The sequence below is a fragment of the Massilia sp. MP_M2 genome (assembly GCF_039123635.1).
In the GTDB taxonomy this organism is placed as follows: Bacteria; Pseudomonadota; Gammaproteobacteria; order Burkholderiales; family Burkholderiaceae_D; genus Telluria.
Map to the genome: position 1 here is coordinate 125,213 of NZ_JBCHJF010000006.1, position 14,907 is coordinate 140,119.

Genomic DNA, 14,907 nt, shown 5'->3' on the forward strand with positions numbered 1-14,907 from the left:
AATACTGTTGCTTGCAGGGACTACCTGTTAGACTGTCAATACTGCAAGAACCGATTGTCAAGTTACGGGTGCAGACGCCGTTTCAACCCAAAAGAGTGCGCCTCACACCAATGAATCCGAAGATGATGCCCACGCCAACTGTCCTGTCTCCCCGGGCTGCAGGTTTCGCCGCTACCCTGCTCGCGCTTTGGCTGCGCGGCTGGAACGCCGAGGCAGGGTTGCGGGTCGTCGGTTTGGTGTTGACGTTCCTCGCATGCATGGCCGGCGCGGCGCCGGCCATGGCCCAGACTTTGCAGCTCACGCGCGACGCCAACGTCGTCGATGCCTGGCCAGCCGTGACGACGCTGGCAGACCCGGCCAACGAGATCGACGCCGCGGCTGCACTGGCCGCCGGGGCGCGCTTTACGCGGCCAACGACCGCCGCCGCCAGCCTGGGCATGCAGCCGGGGACGACCTGGGTCCGGATCCCGATTGCGGTGGCGCGCAACGCCACCAATGGCTGGGTGATGCAGATCGATTTCGCGCTGCTCGACGAAGTGGACGTCTGGGTGCAGTTCCCGGACGGCTTGCGCAAGATTGCCAGCGTCGGGCGCATGCAGCAGCAGTCGGGCGATGCACTCAATGGCCGCGTGCCCGGCGCGGTGCTACGCCTGGCGCCCGGCACCGACTACACCGTGCTGCTGCGCGTGAAAACGCTCGGCCCCAAGATCCTGCCGATCAGCTTCAGGCAACCTGACGCCGTCCTGTCGGGCGAGCTGGGAGAGCAGCTGATGCAGGGCATCCTGCTGGGCCTTCGCCTGACGCTGATCCTGTACGCGCTGGGCCAGTGGTATTCGCTGCGCGAGCCGCTGTTCGGCAAGTACGCGCTGCAAGCCACCGGCGTCACGCTGTATTCGGCCGCCTGGTTCGGCATCGCCGGCCAGTATCTGTACCCTGGCAACGCCTGGATGCTCGAACACGGCGCCGGTCTGGCGTCGATCATGGCATCGTGCGGCGCCTACCTGTTCGTCGAACAATCGCTCGCGCGGCCGGGCCGGGACCGTATCTTCAGCCGGATGATGAAGACGCTGGCCGCGCTGTGCCTGGTCACGGCGATCGGCTTCGCCACCGGCATCATCAACCACAAATATCTGGTCCTGATCGTCGGCACGCTGGGCATCATGCCGATGCTGCTCGGCTTGCCCGGCGCCTACCGGCGCGCGCGGGGCGGCGACGCGGTCGGCATCTACTTCCTGATCGGCTGGGCGGTGGCATTTTCGGCCGCGTTCACGACCGCACAGCTCATCAACGGCAAGCTCCCGGCAAACTTCTGGACCATGCACGCGCTGGTGTTCGGCAGCACCTTCGACATGCTGATATTCATGCGCATCCTGGGCCTGCGCACCGTGGCGATGCAACAGGCGATGCTGCGCGCCGAAGCCAGCACGCGCATGAAGTCGGAATTCCTGGCCAATATGAGCCACGAAATCCGCACGCCGATGAACGCCATCATCGGCATGAGCCGCCTGGCCCTGATGAGCGAGCCAGCGCCGCTGCTACGCAATTACCTGAGCAAGATCCTCGGCGCGAGCGAGCACCTGATGGGGATCATCAACGACATCCTCGACTTTTCCCGCATCGAAGCGGGCAAGCTGCAACTGGAAGCGGTGCCGTTCGACCTTGATGACATGCTCGGTCACCTGTCGAGCCTGACCGGGGTGAAGACCGACGCCAAGGGCATCGAGCTGATTTTCCGGGTCGGCCCCGGCGTGCCGCAACGCCTCATTGGCGACCCGCTACGCCTTGGTCAGATCCTGATCAACCTCACCAGCAACGCCGTCAAGTTCACCGAGCGCGGTGAGATCGTGGTGGCGGTCGAAGCGCAGCGCACCGACGACAGCAAGATCGTGCTGGCCTTCACGGTCAGCGACACCGGCATCGGCATGACGCCCGAGCAGCTGGCGCGCCTGTTCGTCTCGTTCAGCCAGGCCGACAGCTCGACCACCCGCAAGTACGGCGGCACTGGCCTGGGCCTGTCGATTTCGCGCCAGCTGGTCGACATGATGGGCGGCGATATCTCGGCGCGCAGCACGCCAGACGTCGGCAGCAGCTTTACCTTCACGGTGCAGCTGGGGATCGCCGAAGGGTATGCCGCCGACAGCGCGCAGCGCAAGGCGCTCTTGCTGGACGTGCGCGCGCTGGTGGTCGACGACAGTGCCACCGCGCGCGGGGCGCTGGCCGAAATGCTCGCTGGCCTGGGCGTGCAGGCAGATACGGCCGCTTCGGGCGACGAATGCCTGGCGCTGCTGGCGCGCTCTGCACGCGACGGGACGCCGTACCAGATCGTGCTGATGGATTACCTGATGCCGGGCCTGGACGGCATGCAGACCATCCACCGCATCCGCCTGGATGCACAGGCACAGGGCGACACGACGCCCCCGCCGGCGATCCTGATGATCTCGGCCTGCACGCGCGAGACAGTGATGCACGAGCAAGGCCAGGGCGAGCTGCCGATCGACGCCTTCCTGCACAAGCCGGTCGGCCCGGCGCTCCTGTACCACAGCCTGCTGCAGGTACTCCACCCGCAATTGGGTACGATCGACACGGTCGACAACGACCTGCCGGCGCTGGCGGACCTGCCGCGCCTGAACGGTGCCCGCATCCTGCTGGCGGAAGACAACGACAACAACCGCGAAGTCGCCCTCGACTTCATGGCTGCCGCGCGCATGCAGGTCGATGTCGCCTTCAATGGGGCCGAAGCGGTGCGCATGGCGCTGGCCGGGGACTATGACCTGGTCCTGATGGACATCCAGATGCCCGAAATGGACGGTTTGACGGCGACGCGCGCCATCCGGCTCGACCCACGCCTGCGCGAATTGCCGATCGTGGCCATGACGGCGCACGCGCTGGCCAGCGACCGCGCCCTGAGCCACCTGGCCGGCATGAACGACCATGTGACCAAACCGATCGACCCGGATCTGCTGTTTTGCACGCTGCTCAAATGGATCGACCCGGCGCGCCTGGAGGGCCGCACGGCGCTGCCCGGCACCGGGCCCGCCCCGTCTGCAGTGCAGCGCTCACCCGGCCGGCCGCTGCCTGCAGTGCCGGGCATCGACTGGCGCACGGCGCTGGAGAATGTCGACGGCCAGCGCAGCCGCCTGGAAAAGCGCGCCAGCAGTTTCATCCGTGAGTACGCCAGCGCCCCGCGCATCCTGCGCGAAGCGCTGCAGACAGGCGACCATACGCGCCTGCAATCGCTGGCGCACAACCTGAAGTCGAGCGGCGCCTACGTGGGCGCGTTTGAACTGAGCAGCGCGGCCGCACGCCTCGAGCAGGACCTGCGCGCCGGCCAGTTCGAGCGCGTCGGCATCCAGGTCCCTGCCCTGGTCGGTGCGGCCGAGACGGTGCTGTCGGGCCTGGCCCGGATGGCGGCGCTGGCGCTGCCGACAGCGGGCGATCCGGAAGCGTTGCCACTGGTGATCGCGCGCCTGGACGGCTACCTGCGCACCGACGATGCACGCGCCGAGGACGCCCTGGCGCAGCTCGAGTTGCTGCTGGGCGCCGGGACGCACGCCGATCCCGTCGAACAAGCACTGGCCGCCGTACGACGCGCTGTGGCCGAGATCGAGTATGCTGCGGCGGTAGGGCCGCTGGCGGCCCTGGGCGCACAACTCGATCTCAGCCTGGAAGGGAGCCAATGACTATCGATCAGTCGCAGAAAGTGCTGGTCGCCGACGACGACGCCATCAACCGCGAAGTGCTGGGCGAGCTGCTCAAGCCCGATTACACGGTGCTGCTGGCCCGTAACGGCGTCCAGACACTGGAGCGCGCCGGGCGCCACCTGCCCGACCTGATCCTGCTCGACGTGATGATGCCGGACATGGACGGCTACGAAGTGCTGCGCCGGCTGCGCGGGGATCCGCAGACGGCGCACATCGCCATCATCTTCATTTCCGGCCTGGACCGGCCAGAAGACGAAGCCAATGGCCTCAAGATGGGCGCGTCGGACTATATCGTCAAGCCATTCAACCAGACCGTCGTGATGGCGCGCGTGGCGCTGCACCTGCAGGTCGTGCGCCAGCGCCGCATGCTCGAGCGCCTCGCCAATATCGACGGCCTGACTGAGCTGGCCAACCGGCGCCGCTTCGACGAAGTGTATGACCTGGAATGGCAGCGCGCCCGCCAGAGCGGGCAGCCGCTGTCGCTGGCCCTGCTCGACATCGACGCCTTCAAGCAGTTCAACGACCGCTATGGCCATCCGGCCGGCGATCGCGCCCTGCGCTCGGTGGCGCGCGCCGCCGGCGCGGCCATGCACCGACCCGGTGAACTGGCGGCGCGCTACGGCGGCGAAGAACTGCTGCTGTTGATGCCCGAGACCGATGCGCAGTGCGCCCATGCGCTGGCCGAAGCGCTGCGCGCAGCCATCGCGGGTCTGGCGATCCCGCATGAATCGTCGAATGTCGCGCCGGTGCTGACCGTCAGCATCGGCGGCGCAACGCTCGACCCTGCCAGCAGCGAACAACAGTTTGAACTGTTCGAAGCGGCCGACGCGCAGCTGTATCACGCCAAGCAGGCCGGGCGCGACCAGGTGTGGTGGCGCGTCAGCGCCTGACGGCTCGACATCGCAGCGGCCGTCAAGCCCGGTTGCCCGCCTTGAAGGTCACGACGCGATACAGGTACCAGCCAAGCAGGCCGATCAGGACGGCCTTGGAGACCGGGTCGACATACTGCGCAACGCGCTCGTACTGGCTTTCGAGCGCGTAACCGGCGCCGGTCAGAATGCCGGTCCAGATCAGCGAACCGATCGTCGAGAACAGCAGGAACTGCACCATCGACATGTTCGCCAGGCCGGCCGGTACCGAGATCAGCGTGCGGATCGCCGGAATCAGGCGCCCCAGCAGGACCACCTTCTTGCCATGCTTTTCAAACGCGGCCATCGCATGCTCGATGTCGCCATGCGTTACCGTCATCCAGCGCGCGTGCTTGTCGGCAAACGCTTCCAGCCGTTCCTTGCCATAGACCCGGCCCGCGTAATACCACGGCAGCGCGCCGGCCACCGAGCCGGCGGTGCCGGCCAGCAGCACGCCAATCACGTTCAGGTCGCCGCGCGCGGCAACGAAACCGGCAAACGGCATGATCAATTCGGAAGGAATCGGGGGGAAAATGTTTTCCAGCGCCATCAGGGCGAACACCCCCAGATAACCGGTTTTCTGCATGAACTCGGTGATGAATTCGAACACGGGACGTACTCCATATCATTGGTCAGCCTCCACGATACCAATTTTCAAAACAAGACATCTGTTCTGCTGCCCATGCAGGACGGCACTGTCGTTGACAGGCCCCGTTTTGGCCCCGGGGCTTGGTGGTAACGGCGCTTGCCGCTACCATGGCTGGACACCGACCCCAGAAAGCCTACTTGCTCAAACTCAGCCTCGACGCCCTGCAGATCATCGACACCATCGCCCGCCGCGGCTCGTTCGCCGGCGCGGCCAAGGAATTGTTTCGCGTGCCGTCCACCATTTCATATACGGTATCCAAACTCGAGGAGGACCTGGGCGTGCGTCTGTTCGACCGCTTCGGGCCGAAGGTCACGCTCACGCCCGCCGGGCAGGCGCTGCTCAAGGAAGGCCGCTACCTGCTGCGCGCCGCGGGCGACCTCGAGTCGCGCGTGCGGCGCGTGGCCTCGGGCTGGGAAACCGACTTCGCCATCGGCATGGATTCGGTGCTGGCCGCCGGCGGCCTGCAGCGCGACATCGAAGCGTTCTACGACGTGGCCGACCACACCCGCCTGCGCATCGTGCGCGAGTCGCTGGGCGGCACCTGGGACGCCCTGCTCGATCGCCGCGTCGACCTGCTCGTGGGCGCCGCCGGCGACGGCCCGTCGGGCGGCGGCTACACGGCCGAACCGATCGGCTCGAGCAGCTTCGTGTTCGCCGTTGCGCCGCACCATCCGCTGGCCGCCATCGCCCATCCGCTCGACAAAACCGATCTGCTGCCCTACCGGGCGATCACGGTGTCGGACTCGGCGCGCGTGCTGGGCGCGCGCACCGTCGGCATCCTGTTCGGGCAAGCCACGCTGGCCGTGCCCGACATGCGCACCAAGTACGAATTCCAGCTGCAGGGACTGGGTTTCGGCTTCCTGCCCGAGGCCTGGGCCAGGCCGGCCATCGCGCGCGGCGCGCTCATCGAGAAACAGGTGGTCGAACCCAAGCCCGACGAAACTTTTTATCTGGCCTGGCGCAGCACCGAGGATGGCGCGGCGCTGACCTGGTGGATCGAGCGCATGCGCACGGGTTCACCATTCGCGCGCATGGCCGTCGATCCGTGTACGCCCCTGTAGACGGCGCGCCGCCCCCGGCTGGGGGCGGCGTTGCTGCCATGCTGCCTGACAGTGTTACTGCGGCAGATCGAACACCAATACTTCGGCCGCCTCGCCCTGCCCCAGCGTGACGGCCGCCTCGCCGCTGACCTTGAGCGCATCGCCACCGCCCAGCGCCACGCCGTTGACGGTGATCTGGCCGTGAATCACGTGGACATACGCCTGGCGGCCATCGGCCAGCGCATGCGTGGCCGCATCGGCGCCGTTGAAGATACCGGCATGGATCGACGCATCCTGGCGGATCGACACCGAGCCATCGCGGCCATCGTTGGAGGCCACCACGCGCAGTTTGCCGGTCTTCGACGCCGCGTCGAAGTGCTTTTCTTCGTAGCGCGGTGCGGCGCCGATCTCGTTCGGCTCGATCCAGATCTGCAGAAAGTGCACGCCTTCGGTCTCCGAGCCGTTGAATTCGCTGTGCACGACGCCGGTCCCGGCGCTCATGACCTGCACGTCGCCGTAGCGCAGCACCGAGCCGTTGCCCATGCTGTCCTTGTGCGCCAGGGCACCTTCGAGCACATACGAAATGATTTCCATATTGCGGTGACCGTGCGAATCGAACCCACGGCCGGCCTCGACATGGTCATCGTTGATGACGCGCAGCGGGCCGAACCCCATGTGTTTCGGATCGTGGTAATGGCCAAACGAAAACGAGTGCTGCGAGTTCAGCCAGCCAAAACTGGCGCCACCGCGTTCATTGCTTTTACGGACGTTCAACATCATGTGCTCCTTTCGTGATGGGATCATCGAGCTGCTCGAATCTTGGCGGGTTATCGCCACCTTCAGACTCTTGCCCTGCTCTCGATGCGATGGTGCCATTATGCAGCCCATCTCCCACGATGAAAAACGAGTTATCTGCGCTTCTATCATCGATATTTTCGATGATAGAGCTAAGGCGCCAGGGCGAGCACGATTGAAACGTGCGCGCCCGTCGCGCCGTGCTCAGGTAGCATATTTACAATGATGCACAACACATACGCCACAACGTCCCACGCGCACGACGCGCTCAGCCTCGATGGGGTCACCAGAGACTGGGACTTCACGCCGTCGCCCGTCATGCGCTGGGAGCGGCGCCAGATGGTCGAGCGCCTCGTGCGCGCCGTGCACCGACGCCCGGCATCGCGCGTGGTGGTGCCAGCGGGCGCGATGCCGGCATGGATCGTGTACTTCTTGTTTGCGCCGGATGGCAGCCTGCATCCGGCGCACCGCTTCACGCTGGCACGCCTGCGCGAAGAAGGTTTGCCAATCCTCGTGGTGTGCAGCTGCGCGGACCGGGGCCGCATGCCGGCCGACTTGCCGGACCTGTGTGACGCGCTGTTATGGAAAGCGACGCCGGGCTATGATTTTTCGGCGTACACGCTGGCGCTGCGCCATCTCAGTCGCCATTCGCCGGGTGCCGACGTCATCGTGATGAACGATTCGGTGTTCGGGCCATTTACGCCCCTTCGCCCCGTGCTGGAGGACAGCCGCTGGGACCTGACCGGCTTCACGGCCTCAAGCGAACTGACCAACCATGTGCAGTCGTATGCCTTTTGCCTTCGCGGCGTCACCCCGGCACGCATGGCGCGCCTGGCGTCGGTGTTCTTTCCGTTCGGCGCCCTGAGCGCGCCGCAGGACGTGATCGCGCTGCAGGAGACCCGCCTGGCGCGCGTGGCAGCCCGCTCGATGACGGTCGGCGCGCTATGGTACAGCGACGCCAACCAGGTCCACAACCCGACGCTGGTCAAGCCGATGGAACTGCTCGATGCGGGCTTTCCGTTTCTCAAGCGGGCATTGCTGACCAAGAGCAGCAACTACATCGACCGCGATGTCGTCCTCGAGCGGCTGGCCCGCCACGGCCACCCGCTCGACGTCTGACACGCGCAATCAGAACTTCACGGCCGCGCGCGCGTAGTAGTAACCGCCGTTGATGCCGTACGGCGAGAAGCCCGGATAGATCGTCACCGCGCCGTTGTCCAGATTGGCGCGCTGCTCGGCCAGGGTCAACGAATTGACCTTGTCCGGGTACTCGTTGAACAGGTTGTTCGCGCCCAGCGACACGCTCCACGCCTTGCTGATCTGGTAGCTCACTTCCAGATCGGTCAACAGGCTCGCCTTGATCCGGTTTTCGCGATACACCGCGCCGTCGGTCGAGAACTGTTCGGACGATTTGCCGAAGTAGTTCTCGCGCAGGTTCACGGTCCAGTCGCCGATGCGCCACAAGCCGCCCAGGTTCACGCGCACCTTGGGCGAGGCCGTTTCCAGGTGCGAGATCGCGGTGGCGTCGAGCAGCGTCTGTGCGCCCAGCTGCGTCGGCGCCTGGTTGATCTTGATGACCTCAACCTTGTTGTAGTTGGCCGCCGCCGACCAGTCCACGCGCCCGTACGCGCCGTAGTTGCTGCTCAGGGTCGCCACCACTTCGGCGCCGCGGCTCCGGGTATTGACCGCATTGGTGAAGATGTTGATGCCGGTTTGTACGACGGTCGGATCGAGCACATTGCCGTTGGCAAGGATCGCGGCCGTGACGGCCGGCGAATTGATGGCGCCGCCCGAACCGTACAGCGAGCCACTGCCGACGATGCGGTCGCGGATCGTGATCTGGTAGGCGTCGAGCGTGACGGCCACGCCGGCAGCGGGATTGAGCACCAGGCCCGCGCTGATATTGGTGGACGCTTCCGGCTTGAGTCCATCGATGCCCACCAGGCGCGCGCCCGGCGAATTCGGGGCCAGCTGCACGAAGGCGCTGCGCGGCGACACATTGGTGGCCGAGTAGAACGATTCGGCCAGCGTCGGCGCGCGAAAGCCGTTGCTGTAGGTGGCCCGCACGGCCACGTCCGGCGTGAAGTCATAGCGGCTCGTGAGCTTGCCGACCTTGGCGTTGCCGAAGTCGCTGAAATCCTCGAAACGCCCGGCGATGTCGACGGTCCAGCCGGCAACGGGTTGTACGGCGATATTCGCGTAGACCGCCTTGTTGTTGCGGCTGTGTTTTCCGGCGTCGGTCAGCGAGAAGCCCGGGAACGATTGCGCGCCTTCCTTGTAGCGCGACGCGGCGTCGCCCGCGACGATCGCGTAGGTATCGCGGCGGTGTTCGAGGCCCAGCGCCAGCGTGAGCGGCGTGGCCATGGCGACGTCGAACTCGCGGCGCAGGTCGAGGTTGTTGGTCCACTGGCTGGCCTGGAATTGCCCGACGGCGAAGTCAAGCGGCGTCGCGCCGGTGTCTGCAAACAGCGAGATGTTGGCCGAGTTGGCCACGCCCAGCTTGGCCACGTCCTTGCCGTAGGTGCTCGACAAGTCCCAGTTCCAGTTGCCGAACACCTTGCCCTTGATGCCGAACGTGAACGCATAGTCTTCTTCGTCGAACGTCTCCTGCGGGCTAAAACCCAGCGGGTAAATGGTGGGCAGGCGGTTGGGCATGCGGTAGTTCTCGAAGGCGCGCGCCTCCTTCTTGCCGTAGGTGGCAAAGCTGTACAACTCGGTGTCGCCGCCCAGGTCGACGCCGAAATTGGCAGCAAAGATGTGCTGGCGGTACTGGGCGTCGCCCTGGATCTTGTTCAGGTATGGGTAGCCCGGCGCATTCACCAGCGACGGCATCGCCGCCATCGTGGCCGGATCGACGACGCGCGGATCGATGCCGCCGCGCTGCGAGAAGCCGTGGTACTTCGTCTCTGCCGTCAGCGACAGGTAGGCATCGGTGAACGGCGTGAGGCCGAGATTGGCCATGCCGTCGCCGGTGTGCCCGCCGCCATCCATGTAGCCGCCGCCATTCACATTCGCGCTGCCGCCACGGTAATTGGATTTGAGGATGATGTTGATGACGCCGGCGATCGCGTCGGTGCCGTACTGCGCCGCCGCGCCATCCTGCAGCACTTCCACGCGCTCGATGGCCGCCACCGGGATGAAGTTCAGATCGGCGGCGGCGCCGCCCTGGAACGCACCGGCCAGCACGGCCAGGTTGGCAGTGCCGTGACGGCGCTTGCCGTTGACCAGCACCAGCGTGTTGTTCGGGGACAGCCCGCGCAGGCGCGCCGACAACGTCATGGCCGCCATATCGCTGCCGAAGGCCTGGGCGTTGAGCGACGGCAGGTTCTGGGCCAGCGCCTGAATCAGGTCGGGCTGGCCGGTGCGGGCCAGCGACGATGCGTCGAGCACCTGGATCGGCGAGGCACTGTCGGCGACCGTCAGGCCGGCGGCGCGCGTGCCGGTGACGATCACGACCCCGGCGCTGGCCACTGCAGGCGCGTCCGGCGCCACGGCGGCGGCCGCCGTCTCGATGGCTGGATCAAGTGCCTTGTCGGCGGCGTGGGCAGCCACGCCCCACGACAGCATGGCGGCTGCAACACTGGTATGAATGATGGTCTTGTACATGGTGATTCCCTGGTTGGCGTAGTCTGTTATTGGTCTGGTTGGCGCGGCCGGGCTGGCGCCGCGCCACTTATTTTTTTGCGGCCACGACTTCGATTTCGACGAGCCAGCCAGGATTGCTCAGGCCCGCGACCTGCATCACTGCGCGCGCCGGCAGGTTGGGCTGCGCGCCGCCGAAGAACTGGGTATAGCCGGCCATGAAGCCGGTCACGTCGGCGCGGCCTTTGTGCGCCGGATCACCCACCAGGAACACCTGCATCTTGACGACGTCACCCATGCCAAGGCCCATGCCGGCGAGGATCTCCTTGATCTTCTGCAGCACGCCGACGGTCTGCGTCCGGGTGTCGCCAAAGGCCGCGATGGTGTCGGGGCCGGCCGCCTTGTCGACAATGGGCGGCACCTGGCCGCTGATGAAGTGGATGGTCGCGCCGGGCGGCACCGACACGGCCAGGGCAATGGGGAAATCCGAGTTCGGGATCTTGTGGCGCACGATGTCCGTGGCTGCGGCGCTAACGATGGCGGGGGCCAGCAGCAGCGCAGCGGCCAGGCACGAGGTAAAGCGGAGAGCGGAAAATGTCATTGGATGGCTTTCATGGGCATGGGAAGGAAAAAGAGCATCAGTGCTTGTTGCCGAAGCGGCTGTCGCCGGCCGGCGCGACCTGCAAGGCCGCGCGCCGCATGGCGATCTCGGCGCCCGCGATTGGCGGCGCCCGGTTGCCCCAGCTGCTGCGCGCATAGGTCAGGACGGCGGCGATATCGGCGTCATTCAGACTGGCGCTGAAATCGGGCATGCCGCCGCGGCCCTTGAGCAGCACCTCGGCCGCCTCGTCGGCCGGCCCGATCGCGACCGGGCTGGCGACCAGCGCCGGGAAGGCACCGGGAATGCCGCGGCCATTGGCCAGGTGGCAGGCCGCGCAGTTCTTGGCGAACAGGGTCTTGCCGTCTGCCGGCGTGGGGGGTGGGGTTTGGGCTTGGGCTGCACTGCCCCAAAGGCAGGCGCATGCCACCGCTAGCATCAAGGATTTCATGCGCTGGCCCTCCGGTGCAGCGCCTCGACCTGCTGCCATGCCGATTCGATGGCGCCGGCTTGCCAGCCAGTCAGGTAGCTCAGGTGTTCCCCGGCGAGCAGCACCCGGCGCTCACCATCGAGCAAGACCGGGTAGGCGCTCTTGCGCGCGGCGTCGGTCCATTCGGCCCAGCCGCCCAGGCTGTACTGCACGCGGTGCCAGGCAACCGAAAAGCTGCTCTCGTAGCTCGACCGGTAGGCCGGGAAGATCTTTTCACCGGCCGCGAGCGCGAACTCGGTCCGCTCGGCCGGGGTCATCCCGCTGACTTCGATGGCGTCCAGGGCGTATTGGTAGTAGCCCAGCACGACACCTTTTTTCTGCTGCCAGCCGCCGGACGGCAGCGAGATCGTGTTGATGCCTTTCAGGTCGGTCAGTACGTGGCCACCGTAGATGTGGTCGTCTTCTTCCCAGAAGCGGCGCCCCATCTGCAGGCCGATCTTGCCGACCGGCGCGTAGGGGACGGCCTTGATGGCGGCCTTGAAACCGTCGGAGAAATCGGTGTCGACCATGCGCAGCACCGACAGTGGCACCGTGCACAGGCAATAATCGGCCGTGACGCGCGAGAGTGCGCCGCTAACCGTGTCGCGTACGTCGATCGTGACCTTGTCGGCGTCCTGGCGGATGCGCTGGACTTCCGCGTGGTAGCGAATGGCGCCGCCCAGCCGCCGGGCGAATGCGCGTGGCAGCGCATCCATGCCGCCGACCGGCTGGAACATCGTGGCGTGCATCGGGAATTCCTGCACCGCGCTGTAGACCTTGCCGACGCGCGCGGCCAGCAGGTCGCGAAACGCCAGCGGATCGGATGGCGTGCCCGCGCCCGGCACCAGTCCCGCGCCGGGGTTGGTGGCAAAACCGCGCCCGCTGCGGCCCTTGTAGGCCAGGTCGCCGCCCTCCAGCGCGCCTTCGTGCTTGAGGTAATCGAGCAGCAGGCGCTGGTCGTCGGCGGTCAGTTGCGTGTCGAGATGGTGGCCCGTGACCGACTTGGCCAGCAGCTCGGCAACGTGGCCGCGCATGTCGGCCTTGATCTGGGCGCCACGCAGGCGCTGCGTCGACAATGGCCCGCCGTCCTCGAGGTACACGTAGGCATGGTCATTCTCGTTGACCATCACTTCGAGCGGCACCTTGAACTGGCGCGCGTAATAGAGCGTGGACTGGTGATCCAGCGGAATGCGCCACGGGCCATGGTTGATGTACTGGCCTGCATCGAAACGGCACTGCTGCGCCTCGCCGCCCAGTTCATGCAGTTTGAAACCCTTGCGCGCCGTCTGGCAGCGCCCGCCCGCGTACGGGCGTGCCTCGAGCACCTGGACTTCGTAGCCCAGCTTGCCCAGTTCGTAGGCCGCCGTCATGCCGGCCAGGCCGGCGCCCAGCACGACGACTTTCTTACCCTTGCCGCTGCCGGTGAGCACGGGCGGTGTCGTGGTCCTCGATGCGATGCCCATGCCCCAGGCGTTCATTGAACGCATCAGCAGCGCAGAACCGCCGACGGCAGCGGCGCGGTACAAAAACTCTCGTCGGGTCAACGACGGTGTTAAACGTTTCATTCCTACCTCCACTTGGCGTTACTGAAAGACCTTGCAACTAGTGGCCTATCAGCAATACCTGTGCCAAGTGGATGGCGAAATCGTCAAGACGTTACTTATTAAAATAAAGTACAGCGTCGATATTTCCAAATGTAAGCCGGGCGTAAGTTGCGATATGCAAATAACATTCTGTTCTGGCTGAAGCTCATTCGTATTGACAAACGTGAGGCGAGCACGCCGGATCCGCACCGCTCGATCGGTCCATACTTTATTCGTCGCGACCTGCCCGGCATCGCGCTCAGCTGTGCAGGCAGTGCTGCGCACGCGGCGGGAGCATGCCGATTCGACACTGCACTGTTGTGGCGTAAATACGCACTCAATGGGTGTGGTCAACACCGTCGCGTGCCAGCCAGTAGTTGAACTGGCCGTAGCTGGGAACGGCGCCGGGCGCGCAGTCGGCGAAGTGGTCGTGCAGCATCTGGCGGTATGCGCCCGGCCGCGAAAAGCGGGGATGGGTGGCGGCAAAGTGCGCGGCGGCGGCCACGAACAGCGCCCGCAGCGCGGGGTCGGTATTCGTCCCTGCACTGGCGCCGCTCGTCGCGGCGTTGCGCGGGCGGCCGCGCTTGACGCCGGCGCTGGCTATCCGCGTCTTGCCGCGTGCACCAGAGTTGGCGTAATCGGGCAGCAGCGCGTCGATCGTCTGGCCCCGCTCCCAGTAGCGGCGCAGGTAGCGCATGAGCGTGGCGACAGAGATCCCGTGGGCGCTGGCGTAGGTGCTGAGCAAGGCCGCGCGTGAACGGGGAAGGTAGACCTGCGGCACGTCGCGGTGCAGCGCGCTCACGGCCGCCCACGCCTTCATCTGCAGCTGCAGGTGCTTGCCGGACGGCGCATCGGCGCGCGGCGCGCGACACGGGTCGGTGAGCAGCAATCGCGCACGCCGCGTCGACACGTCCGCTACCAGTACGTGCAAGGGTGTGCTGCGTGGCGTGGCGTTGGCGCAGCGCAGCGCAAAGGTATAGGCAAGGCAATGCCCCGCGTCGATCCAGAGAATCCGCACCAGATGGCCCGGGGGATCGAGGTATTCGATGACATCGTTGTGCAAGAACATCGGCCGCTCCTGGCATTGAGTTCCTTGCTTATATGCAAAGAACGCGCCAGGCACGATGCTAGCGGCCCGGGACGGGGCCGCCGAGGCGTCATTTCTGCGCCAGGATCCATTTCGCCAGGACCTTGGCGTCGGCTTCGGTGACCTGTGGATTGGCCGGCATCGGGATCGGGCCCCAGGTGCCGCTGCTGCCTTTCTGGATCTTCTGGACCAGGCGCGCTTCGGCGCCGGCATCCTTTGCGTACTTGGCTGCGACATCCTTGTAGGACGGACCAACCAGCTTGGCGCCGATGGCATGGCAAGCCATGCAGGCCTTGGCCTTGGCCAGGTCGGGGTTCGCGTGGGCGGCAGGGATCGCAGCGACGGCGAAGGTCGCCGCCAGGGTCAGGGTCAGGTACTTCATCATGATGTTCCAGTGGCTGGGTTGATCGAAAGGCGCAGGCGCGCTTGGTGGGCACCCTTGACATCATAGCGGGAAACCCCGCGGGCATGCGCTGCGCGACGGTCCATGACCAG

12 protein-coding genes are annotated in these 14,907 nt (G+C 65.9%); 4 read left to right on the plus strand and 8 right to left on the minus strand.

What is annotated here, in order from left to right; translation table 11 throughout:
• The first annotated feature begins 122 nt into the window (after positions 1-122).
• A complete protein-coding gene (locus RCH14_RS14540) occupies positions 123-3,680 on the plus strand; it encodes a response regulator (RefSeq protein ID WP_343026810.1) in 3,558 nt (1,185 codons plus the stop codon).
• On the plus strand, positions 3,677-4,591 hold the full coding sequence (locus RCH14_RS14545; protein ID WP_343026811.1) for a diguanylate cyclase domain-containing protein: 915 nt from the start codon (positions 3,677-3,679) through the stop codon (positions 4,589-4,591). The genes RCH14_RS14540 and RCH14_RS14545 overlap by 4 nt, the downstream gene beginning before the upstream one ends.
• A gap of 22 nt (positions 4,592-4,613) precedes the next feature.
• Here RCH14_RS14545 and RCH14_RS14550 read toward each other — a convergent pair whose 3' ends face one another.
• On the minus strand, positions 4,614-5,219 hold the full coding sequence (locus tag RCH14_RS14550) for a DedA family protein (RefSeq protein ID WP_343026812.1): 606 nt from the start codon (positions 5,217-5,219) through the stop codon (positions 4,614-4,616).
• A 176-nt stretch (positions 5,220-5,395) separates the two neighbouring features.
• Here RCH14_RS14550 and RCH14_RS14555 point away from each other — a divergent pair, with 176 nt between their 5' ends.
• Complete coding sequence (locus tag RCH14_RS14555; protein WP_343026813.1) at positions 5,396-6,319, plus strand: LysR substrate-binding domain-containing protein; 924 nt, start codon at positions 5,396-5,398, stop codon at positions 6,317-6,319.
• 54 nt (positions 6,320-6,373) lie between these two features.
• Here RCH14_RS14555 and RCH14_RS14560 read toward each other — a convergent pair whose 3' ends face one another.
• Positions 6,374-7,075 (minus strand): pirin family protein, encoded by a 702-nt coding sequence (locus tag RCH14_RS14560; protein WP_343026974.1) that lies wholly within the window; start codon positions 7,073-7,075, stop codon positions 6,374-6,376.
• Positions 7,076-7,315: 240 nt separating this feature from the next.
• On the opposite strand from RCH14_RS14560, the gene RCH14_RS14565 reads away from it, so the two are divergent.
• Positions 7,316-8,212, plus strand: coding sequence for a rhamnan synthesis F family protein (locus RCH14_RS14565; protein WP_343026814.1), 897 nt, complete (start codon positions 7,316-7,318; stop codon positions 8,210-8,212).
• Positions 8,213-8,221: 9 nt separating this feature from the next.
• Here RCH14_RS14565 and RCH14_RS14570 read toward each other — a convergent pair whose 3' ends face one another.
• From RCH14_RS14570 to RCH14_RS14595, 6 genes are all read right to left on the minus strand, one after another.
• Positions 8,222-10,699, minus strand: a complete 2,478-nt coding sequence (locus tag RCH14_RS14570; RefSeq protein WP_343026815.1) for a TonB-dependent receptor — start codon at positions 10,697-10,699, stop codon at positions 8,222-8,224.
• A gap of 67 nt (positions 10,700-10,766) precedes the next feature.
• Positions 10,767-11,276: a RidA family protein gene (locus RCH14_RS14575; protein ID WP_343026816.1), complete on the minus strand. Its 510-nt coding sequence runs from the start codon at positions 11,274-11,276 to the stop codon at positions 10,767-10,769.
• Between the two features lie 37 nt (positions 11,277-11,313).
• On the minus strand, positions 11,314-11,724 hold the full coding sequence (locus RCH14_RS14580) for a cytochrome c (protein ID WP_343026817.1): 411 nt from the start codon (positions 11,722-11,724) through the stop codon (positions 11,314-11,316).
• Positions 11,721-13,307, minus strand: a complete 1,587-nt coding sequence (locus RCH14_RS14585) for a flavin monoamine oxidase family protein (protein WP_343026818.1) — start codon at positions 13,305-13,307, stop codon at positions 11,721-11,723. Before RCH14_RS14585 ends, RCH14_RS14580 begins: the two co-directional genes overlap by 4 nt.
• A gap of 355 nt (positions 13,308-13,662) precedes the next feature.
• On the minus strand, positions 13,663-14,394 hold the full coding sequence (locus tag RCH14_RS14590) for a hypothetical protein (RefSeq protein ID WP_343026819.1): 732 nt from the start codon (positions 14,392-14,394) through the stop codon (positions 13,663-13,665).
• An 88-nt stretch (positions 14,395-14,482) separates the two neighbouring features.
• The gene (locus RCH14_RS14595; RefSeq protein ID WP_343026975.1) at positions 14,483-14,794 is read right to left on the minus strand and encodes a c-type cytochrome; all 312 of its coding nucleotides are present in this window, start codon (positions 14,792-14,794) and stop codon (positions 14,483-14,485) included.
• Positions 14,795-14,907 lie beyond the last annotated feature (113 nt).

What these genes read in the sequence shown, in the direction of transcription:
- RCH14_RS14540 (WP_343026810.1), top strand. Translation starts at nt 123, where the DNA reads ATGATGCCCACGCCAACTGTCCTGTCTCCCCGGGCTGCAGGTTTCGCC.
- RCH14_RS14545 (WP_343026811.1), top strand. Translation starts at nt 3,677, where the DNA reads ATGACTATCGATCAGTCGCAGAAAGTGCTGGTCGCCGACGACGACGCC.
- RCH14_RS14560 (WP_343026974.1), bottom strand. Translation starts at nt 7,075, where the DNA reads ATGTTGAACGTCCGTAAAAGCAATGAACGCGGTGGCGCCAGTTTTGGC.
- RCH14_RS14565 (WP_343026814.1), top strand. Translation starts at nt 7,316, where the DNA reads ATGATGCACAACACATACGCCACAACGTCCCACGCGCACGACGCGCTC.
- RCH14_RS14570 (WP_343026815.1), bottom strand. Translation starts at nt 10,699, where the DNA reads ATGTACAAGACCATCATTCATACCAGTGTTGCAGCCGCCATGCTGTCG.
- RCH14_RS14575 (WP_343026816.1), bottom strand. Translation starts at nt 11,276, where the DNA reads ATGACATTTTCCGCTCTCCGCTTTACCTCGTGCCTGGCCGCTGCGCTG.
- RCH14_RS14580 (WP_343026817.1), bottom strand. Translation starts at nt 11,724, where the DNA reads ATGAAATCCTTGATGCTAGCGGTGGCATGCGCCTGCCTTTGGGGCAGT.
- RCH14_RS14585 (WP_343026818.1), bottom strand. Translation starts at nt 13,307, where the DNA reads ATGAAACGTTTAACACCGTCGTTGACCCGACGAGAGTTTTTGTACCGC.
- RCH14_RS14590 (WP_343026819.1), bottom strand. Translation starts at nt 14,394, where the DNA reads ATGTTCTTGCACAACGATGTCATCGAATACCTCGATCCCCCGGGCCAT.
- RCH14_RS14595 (WP_343026975.1), bottom strand. Translation starts at nt 14,794, where the DNA reads ATGAAGTACCTGACCCTGACCCTGGCGGCGACCTTCGCCGTCGCTGCG.